The 18,796-nt window shown below is 60.8% G+C and carries 13 protein-coding genes; 5 read left to right on the forward strand and 8 right to left on the reverse strand.

Features of this window, described 5'->3' with window-relative positions; all coding sequences use genetic code 11:
* Positions 1–9: 9 nt before the first annotated feature.
* From DLD99_RS13360 to DLD99_RS13395, 8 genes are all read right to left on the reverse strand, one after another.
* Entirely contained in the window at positions 10–2,784 is a 2,775-nt protein-coding gene (locus tag DLD99_RS13360; protein WP_114882693.1) for a malto-oligosyltrehalose synthase, read from the reverse strand.
* On the reverse strand, positions 2,781–4,859 hold the full coding sequence (gene malQ, locus DLD99_RS13365) for a 4-alpha-glucanotransferase (RefSeq protein WP_114882695.1): 2,079 nt from the start codon (positions 4,857–4,859) through the stop codon (positions 2,781–2,783). The genes DLD99_RS13360 and malQ overlap by 4 nt, the downstream gene beginning before the upstream one ends.
* Positions 4,856–6,658, reverse strand: coding sequence for a malto-oligosyltrehalose trehalohydrolase (treZ, locus tag DLD99_RS13370; protein ID WP_114882697.1), 1,803 nt, complete (start codon positions 6,656–6,658; stop codon positions 4,856–4,858). Before treZ ends, malQ begins: the two co-directional genes overlap by 4 nt.
* 18 nt (positions 6,659–6,676) lie before the next feature.
* Entirely contained in the window at positions 6,677–8,263 is a 1,587-nt protein-coding gene (gene glgA, locus DLD99_RS13375) for a glycogen synthase GlgA (protein WP_114882699.1), read from the reverse strand.
* A 528-nt stretch (positions 8,264–8,791) separates the two neighbouring features.
* Positions 8,792–9,745 carry a D-2-hydroxyacid dehydrogenase family protein gene (locus DLD99_RS13380; RefSeq protein ID WP_114882701.1) on the reverse strand — a complete coding sequence of 318 codons (954 nt, stop codon included), beginning with the start codon at positions 9,743–9,745 and terminating at the stop codon, positions 8,792–8,794.
* Positions 9,746–9,758: 13 nt separating this feature from the next.
* Positions 9,759–10,784: an alpha/beta fold hydrolase gene (locus DLD99_RS13385; protein ID WP_114882703.1), complete on the reverse strand. Its 1,026-nt coding sequence runs from the start codon at positions 10,782–10,784 to the stop codon at positions 9,759–9,761.
* Positions 10,785–10,869: 85 nt separating this feature from the next.
* Positions 10,870–11,304 (reverse strand): YqaA family protein, encoded by a 435-nt coding sequence (locus DLD99_RS13390; RefSeq protein ID WP_114882705.1) that lies wholly within the window; start codon positions 11,302–11,304, stop codon positions 10,870–10,872.
* Positions 11,304–11,750, reverse strand: a complete 447-nt coding sequence (locus DLD99_RS13395; RefSeq protein WP_114882707.1) for a DUF411 domain-containing protein — start codon at positions 11,748–11,750, stop codon at positions 11,304–11,306. Before DLD99_RS13395 ends, DLD99_RS13390 begins: the two co-directional genes overlap by 1 nt.
* A 331-nt stretch (positions 11,751–12,081) precedes the next feature.
* Here DLD99_RS13395 and DLD99_RS13400 point away from each other — a divergent pair, with 331 nt between their 5' ends.
* The 5 genes from DLD99_RS13400 (at position 12,082) to DLD99_RS13420 (ending at position 18,796) form a co-directional block, all read left to right on the forward strand.
* Positions 12,082–12,237, forward strand: coding sequence for a hypothetical protein (locus tag DLD99_RS13400; protein WP_162803477.1), 156 nt, complete (start codon positions 12,082–12,084; stop codon positions 12,235–12,237).
* 100 nt (positions 12,238–12,337) lie between these two features.
* Positions 12,338–13,816: an MBL fold metallo-hydrolase gene (locus DLD99_RS13405; RefSeq protein ID WP_114882711.1), complete on the forward strand. Its 1,479-nt coding sequence runs from the start codon at positions 12,338–12,340 to the stop codon at positions 13,814–13,816.
* Entirely contained in the window at positions 13,807–15,198 is a 1,392-nt protein-coding gene (locus tag DLD99_RS13410; RefSeq protein ID WP_114882714.1) for an MBL fold metallo-hydrolase, read from the forward strand. The genes DLD99_RS13405 and DLD99_RS13410 overlap by 10 nt, the downstream gene beginning before the upstream one ends.
* Positions 15,195–15,989 carry a hypothetical protein gene (locus DLD99_RS13415; RefSeq protein ID WP_114882716.1) on the forward strand — a complete coding sequence of 265 codons (795 nt, stop codon included), beginning with the start codon at positions 15,195–15,197 and terminating at the stop codon, positions 15,987–15,989. Before DLD99_RS13410 ends, DLD99_RS13415 begins: the two co-directional genes overlap by 4 nt.
* Positions 15,986–18,796, forward strand: a complete 2,811-nt coding sequence (locus DLD99_RS13420) for a 6TM ABC transporter family protein (RefSeq protein ID WP_114882718.1) — start codon at positions 15,986–15,988, stop codon at positions 18,794–18,796. The genes DLD99_RS13415 and DLD99_RS13420 overlap by 4 nt, the downstream gene beginning before the upstream one ends.

Consider the following 18,796-nt stretch of genomic DNA (forward strand, 5'->3'; position numbering starts at 1 on the left):
CTCATGCTTCTAGAAGTGTTGGATAAACAGATTGACCGGGAAGTCCCCCAGCGCAGCGCTGACCTCCAGCTCCCTGTTTTTTGTGACTGCGGTGCTCGAAAAAAGTCCCTTCAGATTTTCGTCGGAGGCGGCGAACGGTAATTCCACCCGCGTATCGCCCCAACGCAGCGCATCGACCTGCGGGACGGCACCGTTTTCCAGCAGGGTCGCGCAACGGATCGGCACGATGACGATGGCCCGTTTCCCCTCGTGCTCGCGGGCAAACGCCAGCACGTTGTGCGCCTGACTGCCCAGCACCTCCAGGGCCTGGTACGAACCCCGGCGGAACAGCTCGGTGTGCTCGGCGCGCAGGTTCAGTACTTGCGCGATCAATGCTTGCTTGATGCGCCCGTCGCGCCAGTTCGACAGCAGTTCCGCTATGGGCGCAGGTTTCACGGACTGCTCACGCAGGCCGTAATCCACCGGTCGGCGGTTGTCCGGATCCACCAGGCTGAAATCCCAGAACTCGTTGCCCTGATACAGATCCGGCACGCCCGGTACGGTCATGTGCAGCAAGGTTTGCGCCAGACTGTTGAGGGCGCCGGCAGCAGCGATGCTGTTGACGCTCTTGGCCAGCGCCCCGCGCAGCAGCTCACCTTCGGGCGCCAGCAAAAGCTGCTCGGTGAATGACTGGGCGGCGTTTTCATAGGCTTCGTTCGGCGCACTCCAGCTGCTTTGCAGCTTGGCTTCGCGCAGGGCTTTCTGCTGCCATTGCCAGATGCGTCTGGCGTAGTCGGTGAATCCGCCCTGATCGTCGTTGTGCAGCTCCAGCGGCCAACTGCCGAGCAACGCTTGATAGAGGATCAATTCGTCAGCGGACGACGGCATCTGATCGTCATTACGCAATGGCCGCGCGAGGGCACGCCACAGCTCGACCTGTTCGGCGTACCAGTGGCTGCGCTCGCTGAGCACGGCCAGCCGTGCACGGGTGTCTTCGCCGCGCTTGTGGTCGTGGGTGGCGGTGGCCAGCAGGTTGTCGGGGAATGTCGCCAGACGTTGCTGGTTTGCCGCATGAAAGTCGCTGACCGGGGCGCTGAACTGTTCGGTGTTGTAGCCCACGTCATTGCGCGACAGCAGCACCGCCGAGCGATACAGCGCCGTGTCTTCCACGGCTTTGGCGGCAGCAGGCGAGGTGAGTTGCTGAAAGCGTACGCAGGCGTGGCGCAGGATCTTGCGCGAACGCCCACGGGGTTTGCGCCGCCACGGCTGGCCGCCGAGCCAGCCGGCGACGGAGTCAAGCACCGGCCAGTCGCTTTCGCTCAGTGTCTGCCGCGCACCTTCCATGGCCTGCTGGAAAAACACCTCGTCTTGCGCCGAGCGGCCCATCGCACTGATGTAGGTGCGATACACCGGAAAGTGCACGATCAACGCCTGCAACACCCGGCGGATCGAGCCGAGCGTGAGGTCGCGGGTCATCAGGTCGTCCCGGGCCACTTGCAGCAGCGCCTGGGCAACGCTTTCGCAATCGCTGGCCAATGAACCGTTGAGAATCTGCTGACGCGCCAGCCGTGCCTCTTCGATAAACGCGGCGGGGCGCTCGGTGCGGCGCTGCCACAAGTCGCCGAGCACATGCTCGCCGGCCGGGTCGTGTTGCAGCAGCGACAGCTGATTCATGAACTCGTAACCGGTGCTGCCATCCACCGCCCAGTCGGTGCGCAGGGTTTCGCCGTCGCCGAGAATCTTCTCGACGTAGATCGGCAAGTGTCGTCCCGGTGCCAGAAAGTCGAGGCGTCGCCGCAGCTTTCGGCAATAACCCCGTGGGTCGGCGAGCCCGTCGATGTGGTCGATGCGCAAGCCGTCGATCAGGCCTTCTTCGATCAACTGGAAGATCTTGCCGTGGGTCGCCTCGAACACGGCAGGCCGCTCGACCCGCAGGCCGCCGAGTTCGTTGATGTCGAAGAAACGCCGCCAGTTGATGTCGTCCGCGGCGGTGCGCCAACTGGCCAGGCGATAGCTTTGCCGTTCCAGCAGTTGATGGAGGCGCTGGAAACCGTCTTCGGTCTTCGAGTCGTAGCCCGTCAGATTGCGCTGGATGGCTTGCAGGATGTGCGGGTCGCTTGCCAGTTGCTGCAGTTCTTCCTTGAGCGGGATGGCCAGCGAGCGGGCATCGGTCTGGTAGCTGAGGCTGCCGAAACGATCGGCCAGCGACTTGAGCGCTTCGCTCACTGGCTCGTCGGCTTTCAGCAGTTCGCCGTAATCCGCGGGGCAGATCGGGAAGTGATGCTCGTAATGCTCGACGTGAAAAGTGCCCGACCTGGCGTTGAACACCAGCGGCAGCGTGCCGTCCTGCAATGCAATGCCGTAATCGCTGCCAAGAAAGGGCAGCAACAACTGGCCTTCCATCAACGGGTCCGGCGAGTGCCATTGAATGTCGAAGAACTCGCCATAGGGACTGAGCCGACCCCATTCCAGCAGGTCGAGCCACCACGGGTTGTCACCGCCACCGACCGCCATGTGATTGGAGACGATGTCGAGGATCAGCCCCATACCGTGTTCACGCAGGGCCGCGACCAACCGGCGCAGCGCCGGTTCGCCGCCAAGTTCCGGGTTGACCCGGGTCGGGTCGACCACGTCGTAGCCGTGCATGGAGCCTGCACGGGCCGCGAGCAGCGGTGAGGCGTAAACATGGCTGATGCCGAGGCGGGCAAAGTACGCCACCAACGGCACCGCCTCATCGAGAGTGAAACCCTTGTGAAACTGCAGGCGCAGCGTGGCGCGCAAGGTCAGGTTTTGCACTGCACTCATTGGTCACGCTCGGCGGCCTGAAGGCGGGCGCAGGCGATCAGTTCCAGACGCCGCGCGGCATCGACGCCATCGAGCAAGGTGTCACTGGTGCCCGGCAGGCGCCGCGACCAGTTCGGATGAGTGTCGATGGTGCCAGGCAGGTTGGCCTGTTCGTCCAGGCCCAGCGCGTCCTCCAGCGGCAGCAGCACCAGCGGCGCGCGGGTGTGGCCAAGGAAGCGGACACTGGCGTCGACCACCTGATCGGCTTCGTGGGATTCCTCGCGAAAGTTCTGCGGGTCCTGGCTCAGGGCATTGCGCAAACCGTCGCGCTCGCGCTCGCGATAGCGGCGCCAGTCGATTTCGCCGTTGGCGTCGATCAGCCCGAGTCGCGAATTCCAGTCGATATCCCGGCCATGCCACCAGCCGTTGAGGGTCGGCAGATCGTGGGTGCTGGTGGTGGCCAAAGCGTTGTCCGGCCAGTCGAGGATCGGTTTGAACCAGGTGTTGTCCTGTTCGAACAACAGCACGCGCATGCCGAGCATGGCCCGGGCGACCAGTTTTTCCCGCAGGCCATCGGGCACGGTGCCGAGATCTTCGCCCAGCACGATCGCTTGATGGCGGTGGGATTCCAGGGTCAGCAGACGCAGCAGGTCGTCCACCGGGTAATACAGGTACGCGCCGTCCGCCGGCGCTGCGCCGTTGGGAATCACCCACAGCCGTTGCAGGCCCATGACATGGTCGATACGCAGGCCGCCGGCGTGGGCGAAGTTGGCGCGCAGCATGTCGATGAACGCCCGAAAGCCATTGCGCACCAGACCTTCCGGGGAGAACGCCGAGATGCCCCAGCCCTGGCCGGAGCGATTGAGAATGTCCGGTGGCGCACCGACCGTCAGTGACGCCAGCAATTCGTCCTGAAAACTCCAAGCCTGACTGCCGGCTCCATCGGCGCCCACCGCGAGGTCGGCGATCAGACCGATGCCCATGCCGGCGCTGCGGGCGGCGTTTTGCGCGCGCTCAAGACAGCGGTGAATCAACCACTGGCAAAACGCGAAGTAGCCGATGCGGTCGGCGTATTCCTCGGCAAACGCACTGAGCGCCGCGCCGCGCGGGTCGTGCCAATGTTCTGGCCATTCGCGCCAGTCGAGGTTTTCGCCACGGGCGGCGCGCATTTCCTGGATGGCTTCGAAGCGGCAGTGGTTTTCCAGCGCTTCGCCACCCGCGTCGCGGTAGCTGGAGAAATCCGCCTGCAACGGATGCTCGCCACGGATAAAACCTTCGTATAGCGCTTGCAGGAGTTTTTGCTTGGCGTCGGCGGCGCTGGGCCAGTCGATCAGTTTCAGGTTCTCCAGTTGCTGGAACTGATCATTCAGACCTGCGGCGTCGATGGCATCGCGCAGGGCGCGCTCGCCGAGAATCGTCCCCGGCGCGGCATACAAGGAATTGAGGAACAGTCGGCTGGACGGCGAGTACGGGCTGTAGCGCCCGGTGTCGGCGCTGAACATTGCGTGCAGCGGGCTGATTGCCAGGGCGTCGGCCCCGCGTTCGCCGGCGCTGCGGGCCAGTTCCTCAAGGGCCTGGGTGTCGCCGAAACCGCCGTCGCCGGGGCGGCGCAGGCTGTAAAGCTGCACGCTCAGGCCCCAGGCGCGGGGGATCGGGTTGTCCACGGCATCGCCCACGCTGTAGCAGCGCTCGGGGGCTACGGCCAAGGTGAAATGTTGATCGGCGATATGGACTTGCTGATACCCGACCGGGATTTCACCGGGCAGCACCGCATTGGCATCAAGTTTGAGCGACAGCCGCGTGCCGTCCTCAAGATGAATCTCACAGGGGCTTCCGGGTTCGAAGTAACGCGCCAGATCCAGGCCCAAGCCGACATCGGCGGTCAGCAGCGGCGGCAATTGGCGGTCCTGTTGCACTTGTTGCAGTTCCAGCAGGCTGGCGTCGATTTCCTGGGCCGAGCCGGCCGGGTGACCGAGCCCGGTGAGGACATTGCGCAGCACCGCCGGGGCGACTTTTTGCTGACGGCCATTGGCGTCGATCCAGTCGACCGCAAGGCCGGCTCGGCTGGCGAGAATTTCCAGTTGCGCATCGCTCATAGGCGCTCTCCATCCAGGGGTGGCAAAGGGGTTGCGGCCGTGAGGCTGACGAGCGCGCAATACGGGGGCAGTTGCCCTTCATCCGTCAGGTCGGCAGCGGGCGGCTGGCGCAGCAGCCACACCGATTCGGCCTGTGGTGGGTTGACCACCGGGCTGTCGCCGAGGTTCAGGTCGATTCGCAGCTCGCTGCCATTCCCCAGACGCCAGCGCGCGCTGACGGCGCCAGGCCCCAGCACTTGAGCGCCGAGCGCCTGGGTTCCGGGCAAGTGCGGAATGATGTGTTGGTGGCGCAGTTGCAACAGCTGTCGATACAGCGCCAGGGTGGCCTGCTGTTTCGGCGTGCCGCTGCCGATCAGCCGGGGTTGCGAGGCGTGGAACGTCTGCTCGGCGTTGGGATCGGGAATCTGCTCGCGGCGCTGTGGATCGGCAAACGCACTGAACGCGGCGAACTCGTTGCGCCGGCCTTCGCGCACCAATTTGGCGAGTTCGCCGTGGTGACTGGTGAAAAACAGGAACGGTTGCTCGGCGGCAAACTCGTCGCCCATGAACATCAACGGAATCATCGGTGACAACAGCAACAACACGGTGGCGGCCTGCAGGGCACGGGGATCTGCCAGTTGATGCAGGCGTTCGCCGAAGGCGCGGTTGCCGATCTGGTCGTGGTTCTGCAGGAACAGCACGAACGCGGTGGATGGCAGATGTTCGCTCGGCTCGCCACGGGGCGTGCCGTGGCGGGTCAGGTGACCCTGAAACACAAAACCCTGGCTCAGACACCGAGCCAGTTGTTCGGTGGGATGTTCGGCGTAGTCGGCGTAATAGGCATCGGTTTCGCCGGTCAGCAGCACATGCAGGGCATTGTGACCGTCGTCGTTCCACTGGGCATCGTAGGCATCTTCCAGCAGGCTGGCCTGATTGTGCTCGTTCTCCACGGTCAGCCAGACATGCCGCGCAGGGTCTATCTGTTGCCGGATGCACTGCGCCAGTTCTTGCAGGAAATCCGGGTCTTCGATGGCATGCACCGCGTCCAGGCGCAGACCGTCGAAACGGTATTCCAGCAGCCACATCAATGCGTTTTCGACGAAGAAGTCCCGCACTTCGCGGCGACGGAAATCGATGGCCGCACCCCAGGGCGTGTGTTTGTCCTCGCGAAAAAAGCCCTTGGCATAGCGATGCAGATAGTTGCCGTCGGGGCCGAAGTGGTTGTAGACCACGTCGAGAATCACCGCCAGACCATAACCGTGGGCGCTGTCGATCAGGTGTTTGAGCTGTTCCGGCGTGCCATAGGAAGCCTGCGGCGCGAAGTGCAGCACGCCGTCGTAGCCCCAGTTGCGAGCGCCGGGAAACTGCGCGATCGGCATCAGCTCGATGGCGGTGATGCCCAGCCCGGCGAGGCGCGCCAGATGCTGCTCGACCTCGGCAAAACCGCCGAGGGCGCCGACGTGCAGTTCGTAGATCACCGCTTCGTTCCATGGCCGGCCTTGCCATGTACTGTGCCGCCAGTGATAAGCGTGCGGATCGACCACCACGCTGTGACGGTCGAGGTCGCCGTCCTGCGCCCTGGAGGCCGGGTCGGGCACCTCCAGTTCGCCGTCGATGTTATAGCGGTAGCGACAGCCGGCGGGGCAGTGACTTTTGATCACGAACCAGCCATCACCCTGCGGCAGCATCGGCAGGGACTGGCCATTGTCCAGCTCGACGCTGACGTAAAACGCATCCGGCGCCCACAACGCGAATTGCGTGTGGTCGGCATCCAGCATGATCGCGCCGTGGGGCCAGGTTTCAGGGGACCGTGACGGCATCGTTGACAACCTCCCTGGTTATTTGTGGTGCGTTTTACCCAGCGCCTTGGCCACCAGTTGTTCGTAGAGTTCGGCGTAGGGTTCGACGGCCTGGCACCAGTTGAACGGTGCCGCCATCGCCCGGCAGCGCATGGCGTGCAGCAGGTCCGGAAAGGCAAACACCTTGAACGCGCGGCTCAGGGCTTCGCGGTAGCTGTCGGAAGTGGACTCGTTGAACAGGAACCCGGTGACGCCGTTTTCAATGGTGTCGGCCAGCCCGCCGGTGTTGCGTGCTACCGGCAGCGAGCCGAAACGCTGGGCGTACATCTGGCTCAAACCGCAAGGTTCGTAACGCGAAGGCATCAGCAGGAAATCGCTGCCGGCGAACATCCGCCGGGCGTCGGTTTCATTGAAGCCGATGCGCACGCCGATCTGGCCGGGGAAGCGCAGGGCCAGTTCGCGCATGGCCTGTTCTTCTTCGGGTTCGCCACGTCCGATGATCGCGATCTGACCGCCGTTCTGCACGATGTATTCCGACACGGCTTCGGTCAGGTCCAGGCCTTTTTGATAGACCAGTCGCGACACCACGGCAAACAGCGGGCCTTCGGAGTCTTTCAGGCCGAACAGTTCGCGTACATGGGCGGCGTTGATCGCTTTGCCTTCCCAGTCACCGATGGCAAACGGCGCGAACAGGTGGGGATCGGTGGCGGCGTCCCAGCTCTCGTCGATGCCGTTGGGAATGCCGCTGAGCAAGCCTTGCTGGGTCTTGGCGGCGAGAAAACCGTCGAGACCGCAGCCGAAATCCGGGGTGGTGATTTCCTGCGCGTAGGTGGCGCTGACTGTGGTGATGTGGCTCGAATAGGCCATGCCGGCCTTGAGGAACGACATCTTGCCGTAGAACTCCATGCCTTCCTGTTGCAGGGCATGGGCGGGAATCCCGAGTTCCGGGCACGAACCGAGGCTGGTCACGCCTTGATAGGCGAGGTTGTGAATGGTGAACAGGGTCGGCGTGCGTTGCCCGCGCCAGTGCATGTAGGCGGGCGCCAGCCCGGCCGGCCAGTCGTGGGCGTGCACCAGATCCGGGCACCAATGGATTTGGGCGAGGTTGGCGGCGATATCGGCGGCGGCCAGGCCCAGGCGGGCGAAACGGATGTGGTTGTCCGGCCAGTCACGACCGTTGTTGGCACCGTAAGGGCCGCCGTCGCGGGCGTAGAGCTCAGGGCAGATCAACACATAAATGACCAGACCGTCAGGCATGTCCATGCGCCCGATCTTGCAGGGAGGCAGCGCGGCATGGCCGCCCAGTTCACCGATGATATGAATCGGATTCTCGCTGTTCATCACTTGCGGGTAACCGGGGATCAGCACCCGGACATCATGCAGATGCGCCATCGCGCGGGGCAGGGCGGCAGAAACGTCACCAAGACCGCCGGTCTTCACCAGATCGGCGATTTCCGAGGTCACGAACAACACTTTCTTCTTGTTGGGATTCTGACTGGCTACCGGTGCCAGCGTCCTGGTGCCCGGGACGTTGATCGACCGGCTGCCGGGAACGCTCGCGGTGCTCGACTCGCCGACCGGCTGGTGAGCGCGCTCTCCCTGAATATCCAATGCCGCACTGATCATATGAATCTCCCGTTTTGTTGATCTGATTCTTGTCTTGAACAAGCGATGTCCATGGCCAAATCCTGTGGCCGGGCGCAAACGCGCCACGCATCGGTGAGCAAACGCTACCCAACACGCGCAAGCAGAATGGGTGAAGAGGCCGTTGCAAGGAATGAACCAGTCGCTTTGGCCCTGTCTTTCAGATGACCCGTCGCGATCAGCAAAAGTTTCGACAAAATTTCCGCGTTGTGACCGGTCGGTTTCGCCTCGCGAAAACCAGTCTAGGCCAGATCCTAGAGCGGGCCAGGGCAATCGGACGAATTGTTCGACAATGTGTTGCAGGGCCACGGAAACCGCGGCTTTGAGCGGGGCATCGCACCGACGAAGTGCATGTTTGGAGGGGCGGACGGTGCAAAACGGTGACCGGTCGGTCACGTTTTCGGGCGCGAGGGAAGTGCGAGTGCACTGTTGCGGTGCGGACAGTTGTGTTGGCGGGCGGTCAGCGGGTGCTGCTTCACGGGCACGGGCTGCCCGCGAAGCAGGCGTGGATCAATTCAGCAGACGGATCGGTTCTCCCGCCGACCAGGCCTGAATGTCCTCGATCATCTGCGAAAAGAATTGTTCATAGTTCTGTCGGCTGACATACCCGACATGGGGCGTGGCCAGCACATTGTCCAGCGTGCGAAACGGGTGCAGCGCCGGCAGCGGTTCTTCATCAAACACATCCAGCGCTGCACCACCGATGCGCTGTTTCTGCAAAGCCTTGATCAACGCCGCTTCTTCGACAATCGGCCCGCGCGCGGTGTTGACCAGCAGGGCGGTCGGCTTCATCCAGTCCAGCGCCTGGGCATCGACCAGACCCCGGCTGCGGTCGCTGAGCACCAGGTGCACCGACAGCACGTCGGCCTGTTCGAACAATTGCTGCTTGCTGACATAGGTGACGCCGGCCTGTTCGGCGCGCTCGGCGGTGAGGTTTTCACTCCACGCAATGACGCGCATGCCGAACACCTGTCCGAACTGCGCCACCCGCTGGCCGATACTGCCGAGCCCGAGAATGCCAAGGGTCTTGCCGTGCAGGTCGCCACCCAGGCCTTGCTGCCATTGGCCGGCACGCAGGGCGTTGGCTTCGTTCACCAGATTGCGGGTGGCGGCCATGATCAGCGCCCAGGTCAGTTCCGGTGCGGCATGTTTGTAGCTGTCAGTGCCGCAGACCTTGATCCCGAGGCGGGCGGCGGCGGGCATGTCCAGCGCCGCATTGCGCATGCCGCCAGTGACCAGTAATTTGAGGTTCGGCAAACGCTTGAGCAGGTCTTCATCGAAGCGCGTGCGTTCGCGCATCACGCAAATCACCTCGAACCGCCCCAGTCGTTCGGCCAGTGTGGCGTTGTCCGCCGGGTACTCATGAACGAAGGTCACTTCGCCGATACTGTCCAGCACCGACCAGTCGACCACGTCCCGCGCCACGTCCTGCCAGTCATCGATCACTGCAATCTGCACCGCCATCAGCCTTGACTCCTCAACGAACGGGATTGGTTTTGTTCAGCCAGCCGAGCAGCGCCTGGTGGAACTGCGCCGGTTCTTCCATCTGCGGGGCATGGCCCAGGCCGGGGAATTCCACCAGTGTGGATTGCGGAATCAGCTTGGCGACCTGCTTGCCCAGCACCTCGTAGTGGCCGATTTTCGCTTTCACCTCGGGTGGCGCAATGTCCTTGCCGATGGCCGTGGTGTCGGACGTGCCGATCAGCAACAGGGTCGGCATTTTCAGATCCTTGAACTCGTAGTAGACCGGCTGGGTGAAGATCATGTCGTAGATCAGCGCCGAGTTCCATGCGACCTGAGTCTTGCCCGGGCCATTGCTCAGGCCGGCGAGCATGTCCACCCAGCGGTCGAATTCTGGTTTCCAGCGGCCGTCGTAATAGGTGCTGCGCTCGTAGTCGCGGATACCCTGGGCGGTAACTTTCAGTTCGCGCTGATACCACTGGTCAACGCTGCGATACGGCACGCCGAGGGCTTTCCAGTCTTCCAGGCCGATCGGGTTGACCAGTGCCAGTTGCTCGACCTGATCCGGGTATTGCAGGGCGTAGCGGGTGGCCAGCATGCCGCCGGTGGAGTGGCCGAGGAGAGTGGCTTTCTGGATGCCCAGCGCCTTGAGCAGTTGCTGGGTGTTGGCCGCCAGTTGCTGGAACGTGTACTGGTAATGATCGGGCTTGCTGGAGGTACAGAAACCGATCTGATCCGGGGCAACCACCCGGTAACCGGCCTCGCTCAGGGCCTGGATCGAACTGTCCCAGGTCGCGCCGCAAAAATTCTTGCCGTGCATCAGCACCACGGTGCGTCCGTTGGCCTTGCCGTGAGCGGCGACGTCCATGTAACCCATTTGCAGAGACTGGCCCTGGGACTGAAAGGCAAAGTGCTTGAGGGTATAGGGATAATCGAAACCCTGCAGTTCCGGGCCGTATTGCGGGCCTTCGGCGTGAGCCAGCAGGGGCAGGGCAGCGGTCAACAGCAGGCCGGGCAGCCAGCGGGTCAGCGACACAGACATGGGACAACTCCACAGGAAATCGACCGATGCTGGAACGGCCGGATTAGGGCGACGTTAAACACAGGCAATGTCGGCGCCCGATCGTTCAACCGAGCCAGCCCAGGGTGAGCATGGCCAGCACGCCGTAACGGGCGCCTTTGGCCAAGGTGACGATCAACAGGAATCGCCCGAGCGGTTCGCGCATGACCCCGGCAATCAGCGTCAGGGGATCGCCGATGACCGGCAGCCAGCTGAGCAGCAGCGACCAGTGGCCGTAACGTTGATAGTGAATACGGGCGCGGTCCATGTGCTTCGCGCTGACCGGAAACCAGCGCCGCCCCTGAAACCGCTCCAGTCCACGTCCCAGCCACCAGTTCACCAGTGAGCCAAGGACGTTGCCCATCGTCGCCACCGTCAGCAGGCCCCAAAGCCAGTAACGATCGCTGACCAGCAGCCCGACCAACACGGCTTCCGATTGCAGCGGCAACAGCGTTGCCGCGCCAAATGCAGCGAAGAACAGTCCGAGATAACCCGCCGTCATCAATGGGCCGGGTAATCCGCCACCACCACGTCGGCACCGTCCTTCTTCAGGCCGATCACCTGATAGGCATCACTCATGCCGTCCATTTCCATCCCCGGCGAGCCCATCGGCATGCCCGGAGCAGCCACGCCGAGCAGGTCGTCACGCTTGCTCAGTGCCAGCACCTGTTCTGCGGGAACGTGGCCTTCGACGAATTTGCCGTTGATGATTGCGGTGTGGCAGGACGCGAGGCGTGGGGGCACACCGTGTTGTTGCTTGAAGCGGCTCATGTCCGCTTCGACATGATCTTCGACCTTGAAGCCGTTGGCTTCCAGATGGCTGATCCACTTTTTGCAGCAGCCGCAGTTGGCGTCGCGATGGACTTTGATGGGGATCAGGTCGGCCGCCTGGGCAAGCGACCCAATCATCAACATGGGCAATAGCAAAAGGTGAAAGGTTTTTTTCATGAAGATGCTCTCGTGAGGACTCTGAGGAAGCGCTGAAAACAGGAGCGGGACGATACAGCAAGGATAGAGGGTTGATGCAGGGCTTTAGGGAGCAAGAAAATATTTCGCATTGTTTCTGTCTGTAGGAAAAATCATTCAGCAATCGATGCGAGAGCACGAGCAAAAACAACGACTTGGCATCGTTTTGTAGGCTGTTTTGCAGGTCGATGTAAGTCATTTCCATTTGAGTCTGACTTGCAAAAAGAGAGCTCGGCGCTAAGGTTCGAAACGACGGGATATGGAAGTTCCCGCCAGCCACGTATCGACCGAAACACCTGACAAGGAAAACGTCATGACCCGAAAAACAGCCGAACAACCGATTGCACCTACCCCGGAAAACGCTGCGTTCTTCAGCAAGGAAGAATTGCAGGCACTGCGTGAAACCATCAAGAAATCCCGGACCCGGGTTTCTGAAACCAAAGCTCAAAGCTGCGCCTATCACCGTTGACTGACAGGCCGGGAAGAGCAGGAAAGGATCTTCCTGTTCTTCCTTCCGGCCCAGTACATCCATTCAGATTTTCATACCGTCTCTAGGGAAGGAACGTCGTATGAGGGCAACATTCATTGGCCATCAAACATGGCTGATCGAGCATGGTGCAACCCGGATTCTTGTCGACCCATTGTTGTGTGAAGATTTTGGTCTGGTGGATCAGTACCGGATCGACATCTATCCGCCCAGGACGGTGGATCATCGAGCGCTCGCGGACGTTGATCTGATTTTTCTCAGCCATGAACACTCCGATCATTTCGATATCCAGTCGCTGAACCTGCTGCCTCGCAGTGCCAGGTTCGTGGTCGGTTCGACCATCGTCGAACCGGTCAAGCAATGCATTCGTGACCTGGGTTTCGAGCTGACGGAGGTGGACAGCACCGAGCCGATGCTGATCAAAGACCTGAGTCTGAGGTTCTATCCGGCCGATCCGAAGACCGCCTTCTGGGAAAGCCGGGTTACCCAGATCTACCTGGAAGAGCGGCATGGTCCCTGTTCGGGGATATTCATCGCCGTGGACGCCCTGATTTCCGAAGTTTTCAAAACAGATATCGTTGAAGAGCGGGTTTCCTCACCCAGTTTGGTGATCGTTTCCAACAACTCCCGGGTGTCGCCACCGGGAGCTTTCCAGTCACTGGAAAACTGGGGAAAGAACGCGGCCGACAGCAATCGCAAAACCGGTCCCCTTGGTCTTGGGGTGCTGAACTCGGTACTCACAGCGTATCTGGAAGACTTTCCGGCACAGCCCGAACATATAGCCATGTGCGGTGGCGGCTTCATCAAGCGTTTCGACGGTTTTGCAGCCTTTCCCTTTTCCGAGCAGCCGATGCTCAGCCAGCTCGCCAATCAGTTGAGTCTGGACGTGAACGTCGTGGGCCTGCTGCCGGGACAGGGCATTCGACTGGATGCACCACAGGAGTCACAGATCGATATCGATTGGGTCACTGTCGATCACCTTCAGCACCAGCAGTTGATCCGGGAACTTGAAACGTTCATCGACGACAGGAAGTCAATCGAAGTCGCCAGCTCGGTCCTGCCCGACTTGGAGACACCCGCCGAATACGCCGAATGCCTGGAACGGTGTGAGGTGGAGCTGAACCGGATGGCCAGAAGCCTGATGCTGTTCATCACTGGGCGCAAGGTCCTGCAGATGTCCCATTACCGGGGCAGACCGCTGGGCCCGCAGCGTATCGTCTTCAGCTTCGTGTGCCATCGTCTCGGACTGCGCAGCAGCTATGGGCTGAACATGGTCAGCGGGCGCTTTGAAGTTGAACCGCTGACAGAGCTTGATGCACTGATCGCTCACTACCCCTACGGTGTCTGTCTGCCACTGGTGGATTTCATGGGCGTTGCCGACGGCACGCTCCAGATCTGGGACGTCGTGGGCGTGTCCATCCAGTCATGGTTTGAGCACGGGATCTTTGACGGGCTGATTCCGTTTTTCTACAGCTACTACGGCGAAAACGGCAGCCCGCATCTGCTGGACAGGATCATTCGTCGCAACATGGCAACTCTGGAGATTGCGCAATGCAACTGACCAGCATCGGACACCTCAGCTGGTCGGTATGCGCGGGGGACACTCACGTGCTTGTTGATCCGCTTCTCGGCGAGGGGTTTGGCTCCGACCCCGGGAGGCCTTTCCATATCGTCCCCGCTCGAATGGTTTGCCTGGAGGACATGCCGCCCGTCGACGCGATCATTCTGACCACCGAACACCTCCAGCATTTCCACCCGGCGACCCTTGCCCGGCTGCAGCGGGAGTTCCCGCACAAGCTCAAGACCCTTCGTGTGTACGTTCCCCAGATGTTCCCGCAGGCAGCGCGGGACCTTCTTCACCATTGCGGTTATGAAATTCACGTCATGGACATCCGGCATGACGTTCAGGTTGGCGAACTGACCTGTCGTTTCTATATGCCCTATACGGACGTGCTGTTCTGGGACAGCCGGGTCGCTTCGCTCTATCTGAGGGACACCCGCGACCAGTCCGTGTTTATCCAGTCGGATACCCGGATTGCCGACAGCTTTTACGCTGACGTCAGCGCCGGGACAGTGCCGTCTCCTCGGGTCATGGTTGTCACCAACAACTTCCAGAGCAGTGCCGAGGGGCAAGCGATCGGTCTGGATAACCTGCTTCCGGTTGCGGACCCCAAATATGCGCGGATTTCCGGTTTGCGCTTGTTGAACGAAATAATCTCCCAGCCTGCAAGAAAGCTCGACAAGTCCGTCATTCTCGTGATTGCCGGTAACGGTTACCTCGATAAGGATCGGAAGATCCGGCACTTGTGGAGCAATGCCCAGCTGGCTGGAATCGCGAGTCAATTGTCGTTGCTCAGTACCGTCCATGCTCTCGATCCGGGGGAGAGTCTCGATGCGGGCACAGCCTGTCCGGGGCAGGTAGCCGGCTGGATCGCTCCCACGGAACCATCACGGCATTGGCTATCGGTTGAACGCCTCGGATGCGGACCTCGGACCAGCCTTGTCCAGGTAAAAGAGCATCTGGATGAAATGGCCAGAACCTGGCTCATCACGGGATACGGACAGTCGCTGATGACGCAGACGCATTACCTGGGTCGTCCGTTAGGCGCTCGCCGTCTGGTGATTCAGTTGATGGACGAGGGACGGCAGTCGATCGACTTCGTACTGGATGTATCGCGGGTTGAATTCGTTCGGGTCGACAGTCTGGGGGCCAGGGCAATCAAACAATATCCCTTTGGTATCCGTGTTGACCTTCGGGATTTCAAGAGCCTGCTTGCGGGCGAGCTGCAAGTCTGGGAGCTGCTGAACCTGTCGGCCTCGCAATGGTATGTCTGTGATCGCTATGACAGCCCATTGGCGTTCTGGCTCGAGTTCTACAGCGAACAGGTCGACAGCGAACGAGCGCGTCGTAGTTATCAGCTATCTCTGGATTCTGTGTCATGAGTGGTTCAAGCGTTTTTCGCCATGTGTGTCTTGAGTCGATGCCCGAAGCCCAGGTGTCAAACCTCGCCCGGGACACGCTGGCATGGTTGCGCACGGTTGACGGGATGCATGAATGCGGACCATTGGAGCTGATGACGCAATCAATGAAGTCGTTGGTCTGGTCCAGCCAGATTGCCGGGAGCGGGGCACGGGTGGTGGTCAAACGCTATGTGGAGGCATTTCAGTACCAGTCTGAAATCGGTGGATACCTGATTTTTCGCGGTGGCCCCATCGCGCAGGTGCTGCATCATGATGCGGTGCGCCAGACAATTGTCTTCAGTCATTTGACGGGGCGCCCTCCGCACAAATCCGTCAGTGACTTGAATCTTGCGATTTGCGCCTATGCATCGATGCACGAGGCAGCCATGGCGAATATCTCCCTCGGCTCGGAAGGGATAGCGCAAGACCGGGATTCATGCAGCTCAGGGTGGGGAAGGGCTGAATGCATCCGGTATCCGGTCAGTGTCGGAGACGTCAAGCCCGAACACGTCATCGTGACCCGGGAGGGGGCACGGATCATTGATCTCGAAACCTGGTCGTTGCAACGCACGGTCTGGTTCGATGTTCTGTCCCTGGCACGGTTCCTGGTGCCTGGCATGCAGCGTTCCGGGCTGGAATGGCTCGTTCACCGATATTGTTACTACCGTGGCTGCCCTTCAGACGCCTACGAAATGTCCAGGATCGAGCGCTGCTGGCACGCCATCAGGGACTTGTCGCCGGACCATGACTATGTCGAAGGGGCTGCCCGATGAAGTGGATGTACTGCTTCACGCCTGCCATCGAATATGCAGGATCCGATCACGACACCGTGCAGAATCTCAGCGGCGGCATGCTTCGGGTGGCGTTCAGGTTGTCGGTGCCGGCGACCGCAGGCTATCTCGCACTGTTGACCCTCCAGCACATCATTCCACTCTTGTTCATTTACAGGTTATCGACTCAGATCGGTGCTCAGGGCGCCGTCCGGTTCTCGGTGGCAGAAGGTCTGACGTTGCTGGGGCTGGGGTTCTGTTCGTTCTTCCTCATCATCGGACAGCTCAATCTCGAGCGCTGGTTCAGCTTGAAGCTCTGCGGCATGTTCGAGCGGCGGTTGTCGGCTTGCGAGCGCCAGGATCTTCCTCTTGCTTCCATGGAAAGACTGGCCGCGCGGGATCTTGGCATCGTGCTCGACGGGACCGGGGCTTCGCTGGGCCTGTTTGCCATACCGCTGTTTCTGTTGTTGGCGACTTTGGGGGCATGGGTGGTTTATGGGGCATCCGGGCTCCTTGTCCTTGGTTTCATTGCGGTGTTCATCCCGGTTTCCTATGGCTTGTCGAGGTTGTCCGACCGCAACTATGAGCGAGTCATGGAGAAGCATGGCGAGCGGATCGAGCAATGCTCCCGGTGGCTGAAAGAAGGGCCATTGCGCAAACAGTTTCCCGACCCGCCACTGCTGAATAGCATTCGTACGACGCTGGCCGAAGAGTTGCGCTTGCGAAATCGGGACACCTTGTTGCGTGGTGCCGACAGTTACATCGTTGGTTTCGGACGCCTGATTCCGTTCGTCCTTTTGGCAGCCTTCGGTATGTCGACCTCGCTCTGGCCCTGGCAAGGCGCCGTGCTATGGCTGGCAATACCCTTGCTCCACGCAATGCTGGGGTTGCCTCGTGCCTATCTCGGATATCGCGCCGTCGGTCGGTCGCTGAACGAACTGAATCAGTTGTTCACGGAACCTGATTCGAAGCTCGACGTTTCGTTCGACGAACAGGGTGATGTCCTGTTCGATGAGAACTGGCCGATCTGGCCGTCCTCGCTCCTTGGATTGATTCCCGGCGCCCGGGACAGCGATCAACCGCTGATCGCAGAACTGTTGAGCGCATTTCGCCTGATTCCGGAACTGGAACGCGAGGCGCCGTTGGCAATGGCCAGGTTCATTGAAATGGACGCCGAGAATCTGTCGAACGGGCAACGGTTGCGGCTTCAGATTCTTCGCGGCGTATTTCTCTCCCGTGCTCTGAACCGTGGATTATTGATCGATAACGATCTTTCAGCCCTGGACAGTGATTCCCTGTCCAGTGTGACTGAGGCACTGGGGAAGCTGGAAGGAGTAAGGTTCAGTCCGTCGGCCATCCAGGCAATCGGATGCAGAAGACCGAATACAGGCAAGAATTACCCGGTAGGTGCGCCGAAACTCGCTGAAGAGATGCCTGTCGGCACCAAACCATTCGATTGGAGGGCATTTTTGCACGGCGCCATTGCGGGTTGGCTGGCTTTGCTGATTCCCGCTGCCATGATGAGTTATGCCGGTAATGTCACGCTTTCGATGCAGTATTGGGGTGCCGGCTGGGTGGTGTTCTATATCATCGCGGGCATTGCCATTGGTGTCGGCGCCGGGCTTTTTCTCGAGTCCTCGTTGCGCAATCGGCTGGCTAGAGCGGTTATGCGGGGCATGGAAGATGTTCGCGAAGGGGATCCGGTCAACAAGTTGCAGGTGGTCTCCCGTGACGTGACGACCGGCTTCGAGCGAATTGCCTGGTATACACACGACATCGTATGGATAGGCGCATTGCTGGCATGCAGCGTGGCGGCCCTCGGCTTTGGTTTTGGCCTGTTTGGCCTGCTGCTGGCTGCGGGGTTCGCCGTGATGCTGGCGGGGCTTTATCGTCTGTCGATCGGCGAGCTTTACCGCACACGCATGGCGACCGTAGCCGGATTCGATGCATTGCTCGGATCGGCCCGAGCCAGCCATGTCATTTCAAGCGCACTCGCCTCAAGCCTGTCCGACTTGCCCGGATGGTTGGCGGCCGTGCGGCAAAAGAGTGCCGTTGAAGGTGTGGCTCACTTTTACCGGAGTCGCATGCACAGTGTGATCGCCAGAACCGTAACAGCGGCAGGTTGTACGCTGCTGAGCGATCTGGTCATCGTGTTGATGGTCTTTCTAGGGGCCATTCATCAGACCTCGGAGGCGCACTTCGTGCTGGCGGTGACTGCGCTGTTGCTGGTGCGCTCCGACCTGGCCAACGTTTTTCTTGCCATTACCGGATACAAGTCCCAGATCATTTCCGTCGAGCGACTGCTGCATTTCAGCGCGCCAAAAAACAGGGTGCTCCTGCAAGACGACGGCCTTTTCATCCGGGTTGACGGGTTTACCGGTCGGCGCATCTATCTTGCGCAGACGCTCATCAAAGGCTCCGTCCAGATACTCAAGGGAGCGTCGGGGGCGGGCAAGAGCGACTACCTGAAAGGTGTCGGCGCTGTGGTCGATATCACCGGAGCGTCAGCCAGACATGAAACCCTCGGTCATGCATTTCGTACCTGGTACATCGATGCCTGGACGCTCAAGGAGATCCTCGGGGCAGGTGATTCTGCTGAAGAATTGATGGAATGGCTGAAAACGCTGCCTGGCGATGGCCGGCAACTGGTCTTGTTGGATGAGGCTTTTCTTCAGTTGTCTTTGCCCGACTGTGTCGCAATGACGGACCGACTCGAGGAGTATTGCGCGGTGTCCGGCAATACGCTGGTACTGGTCGACCATCGTCTCGAACATGAGCGAAGCATCGATGTAGCGGAGTTCGCCCAGTGA

Origin of the sequence: Pseudomonas kribbensis, assembly GCF_003352185.1 — a bacterium.
GTDB lineage: Bacteria > Pseudomonadota > Gammaproteobacteria > Pseudomonadales > Pseudomonadaceae > Aquipseudomonas > Aquipseudomonas kribbensis.